This window comes from Paenibacillus sp. DMB5, from assembly GCF_001517085.1.
In the GTDB taxonomy this organism is placed as follows: Bacteria; Bacillota; Bacilli; order Paenibacillales; family Paenibacillaceae; genus Paenibacillus_AQ.
In genome coordinates, this window is the sequence record NZ_LRAC01000007.1 from 58,850 (window position 1) to 73,469 (window position 14,620).

The 14,620-nt window shown below is 51.5% G+C and carries 12 protein-coding genes; 2 read left to right on the plus strand and 10 right to left on the minus strand.

The genetic code is table 11. The annotated features are described in order from the left end of the window. Nucleotides 1–27 precede the first annotated feature (27 nt). Nucleotides 28–3,351, minus strand: coding sequence for a LamG-like jellyroll fold domain-containing protein (locus tag AWJ19_RS01595; protein WP_241781560.1), 3,324 nt, complete (start codon nt 3,349–3,351; stop codon nt 28–30). Here AWJ19_RS01595 and AWJ19_RS35545 point away from each other — a divergent pair. After that, nucleotides 3,341–3,553, plus strand: coding sequence for a hypothetical protein (locus tag AWJ19_RS35545; protein ID WP_068720950.1), 213 nt, complete (start codon nt 3,341–3,343; stop codon nt 3,551–3,553). The two genes, AWJ19_RS01595 and AWJ19_RS35545, sit on opposite strands and share 11 nt — an antisense overlap. Before the next feature lie 49 nt (nt 3,554–3,602). On the opposite strand, the gene AWJ19_RS01605 is transcribed toward AWJ19_RS35545, so the two are convergent. Both AWJ19_RS01605 and AWJ19_RS01610 read right to left on the minus strand, forming a co-directional pair. Beyond that, a complete protein-coding gene (locus tag AWJ19_RS01605) occupies nt 3,603–4,784 on the minus strand; it encodes an S-layer homology domain-containing protein (protein WP_068720952.1) in 1,182 nt (393 codons plus the stop codon). A 408-nt stretch (nt 4,785–5,192) separates the two neighbouring features. After that, the gene (locus AWJ19_RS01610) at nt 5,193–5,876 is read right to left on the minus strand and encodes a TetR family transcriptional regulator (RefSeq protein WP_068720954.1); all 684 of its coding nucleotides are present in this window, start codon (nt 5,874–5,876) and stop codon (nt 5,193–5,195) included. 135 nt (nt 5,877–6,011) lie between these two features. Between AWJ19_RS01610 and AWJ19_RS01615 the strand changes: the two genes are divergently transcribed. After that, nucleotides 6,012–7,364 carry an MATE family efflux transporter gene (locus AWJ19_RS01615; protein WP_068720955.1) on the plus strand — a complete coding sequence of 451 codons (1,353 nt, stop codon included), beginning with the start codon at nt 6,012–6,014 and terminating at the stop codon, nt 7,362–7,364. 76 nt (nt 7,365–7,440) lie between these two features. Here the strand turns inward: AWJ19_RS01615 and AWJ19_RS01620 are convergent, their stop codons facing one another. From AWJ19_RS01620 to AWJ19_RS01650, 7 genes are all read right to left on the minus strand, one after another. Then, nucleotides 7,441–7,860, minus strand: a complete 420-nt coding sequence (locus AWJ19_RS01620) for a GNAT family N-acetyltransferase (RefSeq protein WP_068720957.1) — start codon at nt 7,858–7,860, stop codon at nt 7,441–7,443. Between the two features lie 113 nt (nt 7,861–7,973). Further along, entirely contained in the window at nt 7,974–9,116 is a 1,143-nt protein-coding gene (gene chrA, locus AWJ19_RS01625; RefSeq protein WP_068721019.1) for a chromate efflux transporter, read from the minus strand. A gap of 223 nt (nt 9,117–9,339) precedes the next feature. Further along, nucleotides 9,340–10,260 carry a DUF4180 domain-containing protein gene (locus AWJ19_RS01630; RefSeq protein WP_068720960.1) on the minus strand — a complete coding sequence of 307 codons (921 nt, stop codon included), beginning with the start codon at nt 10,258–10,260 and terminating at the stop codon, nt 9,340–9,342. Between the two features lie 108 nt (nt 10,261–10,368). Continuing rightward, nucleotides 10,369–11,223 (minus strand): chromosome condensation regulator, encoded by an 855-nt coding sequence (locus AWJ19_RS01635; RefSeq protein ID WP_068720962.1) that lies wholly within the window; start codon nt 11,221–11,223, stop codon nt 10,369–10,371. Between the two features lie 112 nt (nt 11,224–11,335). Then, entirely contained in the window at nt 11,336–12,172 is an 837-nt protein-coding gene (locus AWJ19_RS01640; protein ID WP_068720964.1) for a carbohydrate ABC transporter permease, read from the minus strand. A gap of 1 nt (nt 12,173) precedes the next feature. Continuing rightward, entirely contained in the window at nt 12,174–13,106 is a 933-nt protein-coding gene (locus AWJ19_RS01645; protein ID WP_068720966.1) for a sugar ABC transporter permease, read from the minus strand. A 114-nt stretch (nt 13,107–13,220) separates the two neighbouring features. After that, complete coding sequence (locus AWJ19_RS01650) at nt 13,221–14,573, minus strand: extracellular solute-binding protein (protein ID WP_068720967.1); 1,353 nt, start codon at nt 14,571–14,573, stop codon at nt 13,221–13,223. Between the last annotated feature and the right edge of the window lie 47 nt (nt 14,574–14,620).

Sequence of the window (14,620 nt, forward strand, 5' to 3'; positions counted from 1 at the left end):
TATTTCCTTCCAAATGGGCCGGGCCGTTTAAAGACCAGCCGATTGGTAATCAGCCAGCACCGCTTCGGGTGCAAGCACATTGTTATACAGCTTCAGCTCGTCGATCAGCCCCTTGAATGGAACATCCCAATAGTTGACCCCAAGCGTGAAGACCCCGTTTTTGTTCGTAAAAATATCCGGAAATCCGCTGCCCGAGAACTTTTCCTCTCCGTTAATGTACAGCTTGACCGTCCCGTTATTAACCGTGAAAGTGACATGCGTCCAGGTTCCGGCAGGTATAATATAGCCTGCTGTTGCCTCATAGACAGCGTTTGACCAAAGGATGGTTGCATCCGAAGGGCCCTTCGGCACAAGACTGATCCAGCTGCTGTTAGAGCTTGCCCCAAAAAAGGCGGTCGTGTAAGTCGTTAGCTGATCCGGCTTCAGCCACATTGAGACTGAATAATTGTTGCTGTTAATCAGTCCGTCCGGCAGCCGAATACCGGAAGCTCCGTCAAATAATGCCGCCTGGCCCGTTACACCGTCACCGTAAGTAATACTGCCTACAGTAGCGCTGCCGACCAGCTGACCTGTTACTCTGCCTTCACCCGAGAGCTCAAGCGAATCCTTCAAATTGCCGTCAAAAGAGTACACCGCGACCCGGCCGTCCGAAACCTTCACAGATAAGCTTGCGGTTACATTGCTTCCGTCGGTGGAGGCAGCGGTAATGATAGCATCGCCTACATGCTTTGCCGTTACAACCCCGGATGCACTATCAACCTCAGCAATAGCAGGTGCACTTGAGGTCCAGACCAACGCCCGGTTGCCGGCATTAGCTGGCAGGACAGAAACTGCTGGAATAAAGGTATTTCCGACAGCGATGCTTGCAGCAGCATCAGCAAAAGCAATCGCGCTCACCTTCACATTGGCATCCGGTTCACCGTTCACCAGCCAGCCGACGGCTTCAGGCGTCAGCGCTTTTTCATAGACACGGAACTTGTCAATCAGCCCCTTGTACGGGATATCCCAATAGTTGACGCCGAGTGCAAAGACGCTGTCTTCACTGTCAAACAGGTCGGTATAGTTTGTCCCTGTATATTTCAGCACTCCGTTCAGGTACAGCTTAACCGTTCCGGCATCGTAGGTGAACGCTATATGCGACCATTTGCCGGCCCCGATCTGCAGGCCGGCATCGGCATCCAGCCAGGTTTCACTGCCGAACCATACCCGGGTCGTTGCCCCGCCGTTGCCGTAAGGCAGCAGACTCATCCAGTTATTGGTGCCCTTGGCTCCAAAAAAGGCCGATGTGAAGGCTGTCAGCTCCTGCGGGTTCAGCCACAGGCTGAACGTATAGGCGCTGCCGTTAATCAGACCGTCCGGCAGCCGAACACCGGAGCTGCCTGTAAGCTTAAGCGCCTGCCCGTCCTCGCCGGCCGCATACTCCACTGCTCCATCAGCTGTGTTCAGCAGCTTGCCGGTTGCGCTGCCGTCAGCCTGCCGCCCGGCGCTCTCCGCCAGGCTGTCTTCAAAGTCATACGCTGCAACCAGTCCGTCTTCCAGCAGCGTGCCGCCAAGCTGAATGACAACGACAGTGAACGTCTTCGTGACCGAAGCATTGCCAAGCTTAATGGCAGCTGTCAGCTGAACCTCGGCATTGCCGCTTCCCGCCTGCGGCCGGGTAACCTTGCCGTCTGCGGCAACAACCGCCGGGCTGGAGGATGTCCAGTTAATGACAGCTCCGTGCACGCCGGATACCGGAAGGGTCAGGTCTTTATAGACCTTACTGGTGTCCCCAAGCGTCAGGCCGCCGGCAATATTAGCAACCAGCTGATCATCGCTGAGCAGCTTGATGGCACTGCCCCAGACGGCAACGCCCTGGTCTGACATCGCCGTAAAGACCATGACCTGTTCATTCCGGGTGGAATCCCATTGCTTCACGAATACACCCTTGTACAGGTGCTGTACTGTACTGCCGTTCTCTGTTTCGTCGATCAGCAGGCGGGCGTAATAATCGCCCGCCAGTTCCCAGCTGCCGCTAACCGCTCCGCCCAGAGTGCCGTCTGCCAGCAGTTCGACATCGACGGTCGGCTTGATTTTGGCCGAGGTATCCTTGCCGTGGTTGACAAACTGATAGGCACCTACGACATCTGCCCGCTGAACCTTGGCAAGCGTCTCACCGGAATAACGGTGCGGAGCCACAACCGGCCAGGCGTCCTCGTTCATGAACATCTGGTGCACCCGCACCTCGTGGGTTTCCCCGCGCATAGGAAATCTGGTATGGAAGAAATTGAACAGCTTGCCCTGCTCCTCATCATAATAAACCGAGTTATGCCCGGAGGAGACATAGCCGTATACCGGGAAATCCGCCTCCCCGTTCAGATTGCTGAACAGGAAATTACCGATCAGCTTGTTGCCGATGTTCGAGTGATCCCCGTCCGTCGCCAGCACTGCATTCTGCCCTGCCGCATCCTTGTAAGGACCGTCCGGATTCACGGAGCGGAATAGCCGCATATTGTAGCCGCCATCAGCAGCCAGCCCGCCATAGGTTACATACAGGTAGTAATAGCCGGCTGCCTGGTCATAGACAATATAAGGACCTTCTCCGGATTTGTAATTACCGCCGGAAATTTTGGTGCCAAAGTAACGGTCAATCAGTCTGCCGTCTGCGGTAGTCCCGTCTTTGCCGGGATATACCGGTTGTCCGGTCGCCGGGTCAACCTCCAGCAGGAAGATTCCGCCTGACCAGGAGCCGTAGGTCATCCACAGCTTCCCGTCCTTGTCATAGAACAGAGTCGGATCAATGGCATTGGTATATTGCTTGTTGTTATATGTGCCGTTTGCATTGAACCAGGCCGGATTCATGCCTTCCAGCGTTCCTTTGCCGATCAGTGTCTGAATGTTAGTATTGGTCCACTTTTTGTTGACCTTGCTGCTCACATCATACTGCTCATCCAGTGTAAAGCCGGAGTAGATTACAGTGCCGCCGTAAATATACGGACCTTCAATCTTCTGCGATACGGCAAAGCCGATTGCAGAACGGATATACGTGGATGAGGTGCTGTAATAGATCATATATGCGCCTTTACTGCCATCCCCGTTCACATAATCCGCATTCCAGAATACATCCGGCGCCCAGACGGCGTATCCGCCTTTGCTGTCGGAGTCATTCTCCCCCGCCCAGGCGAAGGATTCCGCCAGATTGGCAGACAGATCGCCGTAAAGCGCATTGTCCGGTGTCTTGTAGCCGTTGGTGAATGTGCTCCAGTTCAGCAGATCCTGTGATTTGGCCGCTTCAATATGCGAACCAAACACATAATACGTCCCGCCGTCCTTCACTACTGAAGGGTCATGTACGGATACGTTGCTGAACACCGGGGCAGACGGAGCCGGGGAGGCTTCCGGTGTAGGTGCCGGTGTAGCCTGCGGAGTCACTGCCGGCGTTGGCGATGCTGCAGAGCTTGGCGCAGCGGTTGGTGATACAGTACTTCCTCCGTTACTTACCGGTGCAGCCGTAGCTGTTGCCGTTGCCGCTGGAGTTTCCAGCTTGATTAAACCGCTGAATTTCGGGTCATAGCTTACCCTGCCCGTACCCCGAACCGTAAGCTGACTGCTTAGATTAAGAATCAGATTCCTGATTTCGCTTCCGGCCTCCGCACGAAGTGCGCCATGCGGTTAAGTGTCATTTCTGCGATTGTTCCTCTCACCAGCACAAGCTCCGGCTCCCCTGCAGCATTGACTACAACAGAATCAAAGCTGCCGCTAAGCTGGATGCGCGAACCCGCAGGCAGGGTATTCTCAAGCTTGACCCGGCTGAAGCCCGCTCCGCCAAGTGCCGTATCCTCTTCCAGTCTGACACCCGACTCCGCTGTTACATCCGGTATGCTACTACTGCCCTTCAGAACAATCCGCAGCTTGCCGTCCGGCTTGTCTGCGGTCAGCGAGGCTGCTGAGGTATTGTTCAGCACGACACTGTTTTCACCGCCGCCGCTGACGATAATCTTGCCCGCAACCTTCACGTTGTCCAGCAGAATATCTCCACCGGCAATCCCTTCCGTGAGATACAGGTTGCCTGTAATTTCAGTGTCCTTAAGCGACACACCGGCGCTGCTAATTACCAGATTCTTTGCCTGCAGCTGTGCATAACTGCCGCTTTGCAGAATAATCTCTCCTGACAGCTTGCCGATCATCCGAACAGCCTCTGCCCGTGTTACCGGACGTCCTCCTTTAAAGCTGCCGTCCTCATAGCCGCTAAGGAATCCATCGCCTAGCAAGCTTAGGACGGCTTCTCTACTCCACTCCGGCAGCGTTTCAGCATCCTGCGGTCCTGCCCCAGCTGCCGCAGCATCAAGCCGGAACAGCCTGTATAGCATAACCGCCGCTTCCTGGCGGCTGACAATCTGCTGCGGGTGGAAGGTTCCATCGCTGTAACCGGACACATATCCTGCAGATACCGCTTTCATAACTTCACTGTAGTAAGCCTTGCCCTGTTCCACATCACTGAAGCTGTTTGCAGCAGCCACAGTCTGCAGATTAAATACCCGGTTTACAAGGGCGACCCATTCCGCCCGGGTAATGTTCTGATCCGGCTTAAATACGCCGTTTCCGTACCCCGACAGCAGTCCTTTGTCTACCCAAGTCTGCAAATCTCCGGCTGCCCAGTGCCCTGTATAATCCGGTGCTGCAGCCGCCTGCTGTCCCGCAGAATTGCCGTCCGTTACTGTTCCCGAAGCCCCCAATGCCGGGGAAGGAACAAGCAGCAGCAGTGCAAGAAGTGAAGAAGTCAGCCTGCCAGTCCATTTATTCAAAAGTAAATCCCTCCGTTTCTAAAATTGGCCTCAACGGTTCCCTTACCATTCCCTTTCTCGCACATAAGCCATAAGCAGCATTTAAGGTACCGGAAAGCACCTCCTTATTAGCCAGTATAAATAAAACGCTTACAAGAGAAATTTGATAAAAAAGTTTCTTTTCGGCCTTCGTTTATTTTATACATAACTAAACTAAACCCTTTAAGAAACTCTGTAACCGCTTTTATTCTATAGCGATATTCCCATATTAGTCAATTGAAATTTTTAAATAGTGTGAATCTTTTTATATTTTTATTTATTAATTACAAAACCCAAAAAAGAGCAGCTTCCCCTCGGCATAATCCGGAAAGGTGCTGCTCTCTTTAGTATTCTTTTACCGCCTAATCATCACCTGACACGTATTGATCTTTACTTTTTTTCCAGCTCCATAATTACCTGCTCAATCCCCAGCACAATCAGCTTTAGGCCAAACTCAAACGCCCGGTCGGTCCCCATCAGCTCGAACAGGCCGGTCGTAAACATCCTCCGGAACAGCCCCGCGTCATTATCACTCATAGAATCCAGAAGCTGAAGCATTTCTTCACCCGGGAGCGCTTCCTGATCCTTAATCATAGCGGAGATATTACGTTCATGCTGATAACGGTCCAGAACGAAAAAGAACACATAGTTCATAAGCGTAGTAGCCACCTGCATTTTTTGCTCCGGCTCAAGCGGCGTCTCTTCTACGCAGAGCAGCATCCGGTTTGTAAACCGGATAATATCCGGTTCATGGGGCAATGTCATCATCATGAGCTGTGTGGAGCAGGGATACCGGCTAAGCACGTTTCGTACGGTTACCGCAAGTCCAGTCAGCTGCGCTTTCCAATCCCCCTCAGCGTGGAATTCCTCCAGTATGATTTTGGATATTTGATTGGCCAGGCCCTGGTAAAGATTCTGTTTGCTCTTGAAGTACCAGTATAGAGAGGGAGCCTGAATCCCCACTCTGTCCGCCAGCCGTCTCATGCTGAATTTCTCAATGCCCTCTTCTCCAAGAAGCTCCCATGAAGCTTCCAAAATCCGCTCCTCAGAAATCTGAGGCTGCTGCTTTTTCATTATTATCCGCCCTTTTATCTAACAGTGTAAGTTTATGCTTTACAAGCTCCTAAACCCATGATATCATCTAACACTGTAAGGTTCAATCTAACACCGTTAGATAAGCAATTAATAAACAAGAAAGAAGTGATTTAAATGGATGCAGAAAACCTCCATTATTTTGAGAAAGCCCCTGTCGCCAAAGCCGTAGCCCACTTCGCTGTCCCCATGATGCTGGGCATGTCAATGAGTGTCATCTACTCCATCCTGAATGCCTATTTTATAGGTACTCTCCACAATACTGCGATGTTAACTGCACTTGCGCTAACCTTGCCGTTATTCGCAATCATAATGGCGCTGGGGAACTTTATCGGCATGGGCAGCGGTACCTTCATCTCCCGTTTACTGGGTGAGAAGAAATACGATGACGTAAAGCATGTATCCTCATTCGCTTTTTACAGCAGCCTGGCACTCGGTCTTATCGTCATTGCAGTTGGCCTCCCGTTCATCGATTCCATTGTCCATAGCCTTGGAGCAACGCCTGAGTCCTTCGGCTTTACTAAGGATTATGTCACGGTTATGCTGATTGGTTCACCCTTCCTCGTATTATGCTTCACGCTTGAGAATATTGTACGCTCTGAGGGCGCAGCCATTACGTCGATGATCGGCATGATTCTCAGCGTTGCTGTAAATATAATCCTCGATGCGCTGGTAATCTTCGTGTTCCATTGGGACGTTATCGGCGTTGCGTCAGCCACAGTCGTCTCCAACCTCGTTGCGAGTGTCTATTACGCCTTCCACATGGGGTATAAAAGCCAGTTTTTAACGGTTTCCGTACGGTGGTTCAAAGCCAGCAAAGAAATAGTCAGCAATGTTGTTAAAATCGGAGTTCCCGTCTTCATTATGAGTATCTTTATGGGGGCAATGTCGCTGATCTTCAATCATTATCTTGTGGAATATGGCGATTCAGCCGTAGCCGCTTACGGTATTTCATCCCGATTACTTCAATTTCCCGAGTTTATCATTATGGGCTTATGTGAGGGAGTCGTCCCGCTTATCGCTTTCTCCTTTACAGCCAACAGATTGCGGATGAAGCAAAGCATCGGATTCACGGTCAAAACGATTGTAGTATTGGCAGTCGCTTTCGGTCTTATCGTCTATCTGATTTCCGACCATTTAATCGGCTTGTTTACAAATGACCCGCAGTTAATTGAAATGGGCAGCTATATTCTGCATGTGACCTTCTTATCCCTGTTCATTTCAGGAACAACGGCGTTGTTTACGGGGATCTTCCAGGCAACAGCGCAAGGGACCGCCGCATTTATTATGTCAATTATTCAAGGCGCTACGCTGATCCCTGTGCTCTACATCGCCAACCGGATGAACGGTTTTCACGGGGTGGTCTGGTCACTGGTCATTGCGGATGCTGCTGCGTTCCTTGTCGGTGCCGGAATGCTGTATATTCTGCGGAACAAATTACAGCCGGATCTGGAGAGCCTGGCGCAGTGAACAATGTTTTTCCAGGTAAAAATAAAGCCCGTTCTCAGCCGGCTGATTGGCGAAAACGGGCTTCATATTTGTAAGTTCAAACTGTAAGGTCCAGCTTCTTGGTAAGCAGGATTTCCAACGGCTGCGTATCCAGGATTAGACAGCCTGCGTCTATATAGCCAAGCTTTCTGTAAAAATGCTGGGCTTCTTCGTCAGCCTGGGTGGATGTCATCACCATATTAAATCCCTTTTGCTTCATCTGCTCCTCCCAGAAGTGAACAACTTCAGCTCCTGCACCCTTGCCCCGGTGGGGTTCATCTATCCAGATCAGGTTCATGAACGGGATGTTGTCCCAGAAGTATCCAAACCGCATCCATCCGATATTCGCTTCGTCCCCGTCCCGCAGAATATAGAATTCCTTCCGCTTTATTTTATCGGATATAAGGTTCTCAGGAATATGCCGGTCATGGCTGCTTATGTATTCATAGTCAGAATCGTTTGCGAAAGCGATGTACATGATGTTTCCTCCAGATAAAAAGATTTGGAACCATTATACCGCTTCTCTATCATTCGGAGTCTATAAATAACAGATATAATTAAACTCTGCTGCCGCTATCACAGTCTTCCGATCTATATCAGAGCCATCACAGTTCCACCCAGCGCACCTGTCAACACTACGATCCAAGGCGGCAGCTTCCAATAAACTAACATACTGAATAATATCGCTGCAAAAGCAAAGTCAGCAGGTGCAAGGATTGAGCTGGTCCAAATCGGCTGATAAAAGGCAGAGATTAATATACCTACTACTGCAGCGTTCACGCCCATTAAAGCCCCTTTTGCTTTTGGATTCCGGCGCAGGCCATCCCAGAAAGGAAGGGTTCCCAGGATCAATAAAAAAGCAGGCAGGAAAATAGCTACTGTCGCGAGCAGGCCCCCTGCCCATCCGTTCATCACAGCACCCAGATAGGAGGCAAACGTAAACAACGGCCCCGGGACAGCCTGAGCCGCCCCGTATCCTGCGAGAAAGGCCTCTTTACTCACCCAGCCTGAGGCTACGAATTCCCGTTCAAGCAGCGGCAAAACAACATGTCCCCCGCCAAACACAAGTGCACCGGAACGGTAAAAGCTGTCAAACACTGCAATCCAGCGAATGGAGGTCATTTCTCTCAGCACCGGAAGAAGCAGCAGCAATCCAAAAAATAAAGCTAAACATAACGCAGCCAATCTGCGCTTAACCGGAAAGCTGATTCTGCTGTCAGCATCTGCTTCGTGCCGTCTATAGATCAGGAAACCCAGTATTGCTGATAAAAGAATCATTCCGACCTGGGAAAAGGCTGTCTGCCATAATAATGTAATTACCATTGCCAATAATGCGATGGCTTTTCTTTTTAAATCGGGAGTCAGCTTTTGGGCCATGCCGATAATCGCGTGTGCTACAACGGCGACAGCCACCAGTTTCAAGCCATGAATCCAGCCTGCGTTACTTACATCCAGGCCCTGAAGAATCAATGCAAATAGGATTAAGGCTACTACAGAAGGTAATGTAAAACCAAGGAATGAAACAATCCCGCCCGGTACCCCGGCCCGCATAATCCCCATGCCAATCCCAACCTGACTGCTGGCCGGTCCGGGTAAAAATTGGCACAGCGCCACCAGGTCAGCATAATTTTTTTCGTCCATCCATTTTCTTTTGCGGATATATTCATCATGAAAATAACCAAGGTGGGCTATGGGACCGCCAAATGAGGTGAAGCCCAATCTGCCTGATACCATTAAAATTTCTAGCAGCCTCTTGAATAATCCCTGCTCCCGCTGTACCTGCTTATCCACTTCAATCACCCCTGTATGTTATCGAATGCCTAAATTGAATGTTACCTTTATACTGCCGTTCCCACAACGAATTGACTGAAAAATTACATTGCACTAACATTGCTCTTACATTTGCAGCAAAAAAGACCGTCAAAGAGACGGCCTTCATAGCTACACACTATAACGTTTAATCTTTCTGCAGCAGCCAGGCCGCCGCCTCTTCCTCATTGCCGAATGTCCGGAAGCTGCTCCCCTTGTTCAGCTCGGAGAGCAGCTCCTTGAACCTGCCCTTGCCTGCCTGCCCGCTGCCAATGACCGCCGCACCTCTCACTCTGTAATTCATGAATTTCTGCAGCAGCGTTCCGGCCAGCCCGGTCCGCAGATTATAGAATTCCTCCGGTAGCGCCGCTTCATTGAGCAGAACTTTATATACATCATGCTCCATGCAGGCACCGATCAGATCCAGAATATCCTGCTCTGTACTTAGCATACTGTCAGCCGGGCGTAATTCGAGGTACTGCTGTCCTTCACGGGTCATCACTTCAACCTTCACTTGCTTCACTCCATTCCCATTCTCATTAGTAAGGGCCCTGCGGACCTCTCCAATCCATTGCAATTCACTCGTATGCGCCGACAGCTTGTTCGCCTGAATCAGCTTCCAGAGCATAGCTTCCCGCGGGCTCCGCCCGGGCGAATACTGCCCTTTAGCCTCACGGCCCTGTTCCAGGTGGATAAGGCTCATAATCTCCTGCTCGTAAGCATCCAGCATCCCGAGAATTTCGGCGGTTTCCAGCTGATCGCTCCAGGCGAGCTGAATAAGGAAGGTGTTTCGGGCTTCCGGCTGCACCGGTGCCGACAGAACCCAGCGCTTCAACTCAGCCCTTCCTTCCGGGGTTATGGTATACATTTTCTTGGAAGGCGAGCTCTCCTGATGCTGTACCTCACTGGTCACATATTCTTCCTTCAAAAGTTCAACCAGCGCCTTATAAATCTGATTGTTATTCCCTGACCAGTACATGAAGGAAGAATCCTGAATGATCTTCTTCATGTCGTACCCGGTCAGGGACTGGCTGCTTAACAGACCCAAAATGGCATAATTAATCGACATCCCATTCACTCCAATACGAATAACCTATGTTAATAGTAACATAGGTTATTCCCATCATACAAACAAAAAATAATAAGCCATGCGCCGGAAACGGCACATGGCTGTTCATTATCCAATGAAGGGCAGGCGGATATCATACCAGCCGCTTACCCCGCATTGGCCATATTCATTACTGCCCGCTGCCATCACTGTTCCATCGGCTTTCAGACCGACAGTATGCGTACAGCCGGCGGCTACGGCTACAATACCGCGCCAGCCGCTTACCTCGCATTCGCCGTACTTATTCCAGCCTGTAGCCGTTACTGTACCATCAGCTTTCAGGCCGACGGTATGATGGCTCCCCGCCGCTATCGCTGTAATCCCGCGCCAGCTGCTTACCTCGCATTGGCTCTCCTTGTTCCGGCCCGCGGCCACCACCGTACCGTCCGCCTCAAGACCCGCGGTATGCAGATATCCAGCGGCTACGGCCACAATACTGTGCCAGCCGCTAACCCTGCATTGGCCATACCGGTTATTGCCTGTAGCAATAACCCTGCCGTCTGATTGCAGTCCGGCTGTGTGCCAGTCACCTGCTGCCGCCGCTATGATATTCCGCCAGCCGCCTACCTCGCACTCGCCATCCTGATTCCGGCCCGCGGCAACTGCTGTGCCATCCGCTTTCAGGCCGATCGTCCGGCGCCAGGCTGCCGCCACTGCCACAATCCCGCGCCAGCTGCTTACCTCACATTGGCCGTGCTTGTTCCAGCCTGCAGCCGCCACTGTACCGTCTGCTCTCAGCCCAATGGTATGGGCATTACCTGTATGTGCGTTGCCTGCGGCTACCGCGACAATATCATTCCAATCGCTTACATTGCATTGGCCGTATATATTATCCCCTGCAGCCGTCACCGTACCGTCCGCTTTCAGACCGGCCGTATGACGGTATCCCGCCGCCAGGGATGGCAAGGTTTGCCTTACAATCATAACCCCCGCTCCTTCATCATGGTCAGATGCCACTCATTAACAAGTTCATCTTACATTAAACCATAATGACAGGATATTTTCTGCAGCAAGACTGATTAAGAACTCAATACCTTTAACCTTTGGTAGCCCCGGCAGCAATGCCCTTAACGAAGTATTTCTGCAGGGCTACGAACACAATCAGCACCGGCACAACCGACATTGCGGTTCCGGCAAAAATCATATCCCAGCGCGAGGAGAATTCTCCTATATAGCGGTATATTTCCACCACCATCGTCTTCGGCTCGCCGGAAGGCAGCACCAGCATCGGCATCAGGAAGTCATTCCAGATCCCCAGCCCGTTCAGCACCACCATACTGGCCGTAACCGGACCCATCAGCGGGAACACGATCCGCCAGAAGATCCCGTAGCGGGAGCAGCCGTCAATTTCCGCCGCCTCTTCAATTTCCTGCGGAATGCCTTTTACGAAGCTGGTATAGAGCAGGCAGCCGAAGCCGACAGCACCGGCGACATAGACCAGGATCGGACCGGCCAGACTGCCGTACAAGCCGAACATTCTCAGCTCCTTGAACAGCGGAATCATGTAAGCCTGGAACGGAATCATCATCCCGGCCAGGAAATACAGGAACATGAACCTTGTCCAGCGGGCGTTCCGCCGCTCAATCGCATAGCCGGCCATCGGAATGATCAGCACCTGGGCGACGATGGACACCAGCGTCAGAATCAGGCTGTTCAATATGGCGCGCGGAAACTCCGTCTCGGTCAGCAGATATTTGAAGCTTTCCAGGTAAAGCCCTTTAGGAAAGGCAATCGCATCCCGCATGATTTCGGCGTTGCTTTTGAAGGCAGACATCAGATTGAAGAAAATCGGGAAAAAGAAAATGACCGCCAGCACCAGCGTAACAATAAACATCGAGATTTCAGCAATTCTTTTTTTCGTTTGAAGCGTCATATTACATCTGCACCTCCCGTTTCCGGAGGAATTTCACTTGAATGACCGTAATCAGCATAATGATCAGGAACAGCACCATGGCCAGTGCCGTACCAAAGCCCTGCCGCAGCTCGCCAAAGCCGACTTTATATATAATATAGGTCAATGTCTCGGTCTCAAAGCCCGGACCTCCATCCGTCATGACCGCAATCTGGTCAAAAATCTTCAGCGCGCTGATCATCGACAGTACCATGCATACCGTCATTGAACCGGCCAGCAGCGGGAAGGTAATGTGCCGGAACTGCTGGAAGCCGTTCGCCCCGTCAATGCTGGCCGCTTCATTCAGCTCAGGCGGAATGCCCTGCAGCCCGGCCAGATAGATAATCATGTAATAGCCCGCGCCTTTCCAGACTGTAGACAGAATAATCGACAGCATGGCGTATTTCGGATTGCCCAGCCAGTCAACGACCCAGCTGCCCAGTCCGACCGCATCAAGAATCTGATTGAACACGCCGAAATTATAATTCAGGATCATTGCCCACACAAAGCCCATTACGATCCCGCTCAGCAGTGTCGGGAAATAAAAAATGCTTCTGAACAGGTTGCGGAACCAGCGGACCCTATCAACAAGAATGGCCATGGCAATCGCTGCGATATTTTCGAGCACCACCAGGCTGATGGTCATGACCAGCGTATTTTTAAGCGCATTGTGCACGCGGGGGCTGTGCCAGATTTCCACGAAATTGGCGAACCCGATATACCGCATATCCTCGCTGATCCCGTCCCATGAGGTGAAGCTGAGATAAATGCTGCCTGCTGTCGGCACGATGACAAATAATGTATAGATCAGAAATGACGGCAAAATAAACATCAGTGCATAGGACTGCCACTGCTTCTTTTTCTTCGGCTTCAGTGCCGCAAGCGGCTTGTCTGTCTGTTGCAATGCTGTAGACATGGATGCTCTCCCTCCCGGAGCTGCTCACCGGAGAAGAAGGTCCGGGCCCGCCGGATAGCAGGCCCTTCCCTCCCCCGGGCAGCTTTTCTTTTTTTACATATAATCCGGTACTGCTTACTGCTGGTTCGCTTTCACCTGTGCGTCATATTCGGTGTCCGCCTGCTTCATATAATTGGTGACGTTCTCGTTCTTCACGACCAGATCCTGCAGGAGTTTATAGAACCAGTTACGGAACTGCGGAGGAATCAGGTTATCGCCCCACCAGTTGTTGATTGCCAGCGATTTGGTGACATTCGGGTCGGCAATCAGATCAAGCGCTACCTGCATCTGTTCCCCGGTTTCATAAGTAACCTTCTCTTTGGTGGAAGGAATGGCGTTGATGCTGGCCAGATATTTGGCATACTGCTCAGGTGCAAAGAAGAAGCGGATGAAATCCTTGATCGCCTCTGTTTTGTCCGCATCCTTGGCTGCTTCGGCAGAGAGCGACCAGCCGGCCGGCGACGGCAGACCGATTACGTTCACTTTGCCTTCACGGTCAGGAATCGCATAGAAGCCGAATTCAAAGCTTGGATCAGCCTCCTGAATCTGCGTAAACATCCAGGTGCCGGAGTAGAGCTGAGCCGCTTTGCCTGCTACTAGAATAGAAGCCGTCTGGTTATCCCCGGTGCTGAGCCAGCCTTTGTCCACATAGTTGGTGAACAGGTCTTTAAAGTCTGTCATCGCCTGTACAACATTCGCGTCCGTGAAGCTGACTGTCTTGGCCGTACGCTTGGAGTTCCAGTCCGGATCCTTCGAATACACATCATCAATCAGGAATTTGTTCACCCAGAAGCCCATATGGAAAATATCCTTACCGCCGACAACAAGCGGGGTGATGCCGCTGGCCTTCAGCTTTTCCTGGATTGCGAGAAACTCGTCATACGTTTTGGGAAGCTCGGTGATGCCGGCATCCGCATACGCTTTTTTGCTGTAGATAATGCCCTGCGGCACGTTTACCGACATCGGCGCATTCCACACCTTGCCGTCTACCTGCGGCGGATTGTCGAACAGCTCGGCCAGATCGGCAGGCAGCTCGACGATTTTGCCGGCATCGGCAAAGACCTGAGTGTCACGGATTTCAACGAGATCCGGGAATTCGCCGACAGCATCCTTGGTTTTGAGCCAGTCCAGATAAGCCGCTGAAGAGGTTTCGCTGATGTCTTTGATTTTGACGTTCGGATTCGCTTCCATGAAAGCCTTGACGGCATCTGCTATCGCCTCTTTGGTCGCCGGGTCGCCGGAAGCGTAGCCGATGGAGAACTGCACTTCTTTTTTGGCGTCCGTTGTTGCCGCTGGTGCATTAGTTGCTGTTGTGTTATTTCCGTTGTTAGCAGTATCTGAAGCGTTATTGTTACTTCCGCAAGCCGACAGAATGGCCGTAGCGGCCAGAAGGGTTGCAGACAATGCGGTTACTGATTTCTTATACATATGAACAAGACCCCCTATGAGACTGAAGATGGATTAAAGCGGGAAAC

What these genes read in the sequence shown, in the direction of transcription:
- AWJ19_RS01640 (WP_068720964.1), bottom strand. Translation starts at nt 12,172, where the DNA reads ATGACGCTTCAAACGAAAAAAAGAATTGCTGAAATCTCGATGTTTATT.
- AWJ19_RS01615 (WP_068720955.1), top strand. Translation starts at nt 6,012, where the DNA reads ATGGATGCAGAAAACCTCCATTATTTTGAGAAAGCCCCTGTCGCCAAA.
- AWJ19_RS01620 (WP_068720957.1), bottom strand. Translation starts at nt 7,860, where the DNA reads ATGTACATCGCTTTCGCAAACGATTCTGACTATGAATACATAAGCAGC.
- AWJ19_RS01635 (WP_068720962.1), bottom strand. Translation starts at nt 11,223, where the DNA reads ATGATTGTAAGGCAAACCTTGCCATCCCTGGCGGCGGGATACCGTCAT.
- chrA (WP_068721019.1), bottom strand. Translation starts at nt 9,116, where the DNA reads ATGGTATCAGGCAGATTGGGCTTCACCTCATTTGGCGGTCCCATAGCC.
- AWJ19_RS01650 (WP_068720967.1), bottom strand. Translation starts at nt 14,573, where the DNA reads ATGTATAAGAAATCAGTAACCGCATTGTCTGCAACCCTTCTGGCCGCT.
- AWJ19_RS01630 (WP_068720960.1), bottom strand. Translation starts at nt 10,260, where the DNA reads ATGTCGATTAATTATGCCATTTTGGGTCTGTTAAGCAGCCAGTCCCTG.
- AWJ19_RS01645 (WP_068720966.1), bottom strand. Translation starts at nt 13,106, where the DNA reads ATGTCTACAGCATTGCAACAGACAGACAAGCCGCTTGCGGCACTGAAG.
- AWJ19_RS01610 (WP_068720954.1), bottom strand. Translation starts at nt 5,876, where the DNA reads ATGAAAAAGCAGCAGCCTCAGATTTCTGAGGAGCGGATTTTGGAAGCT.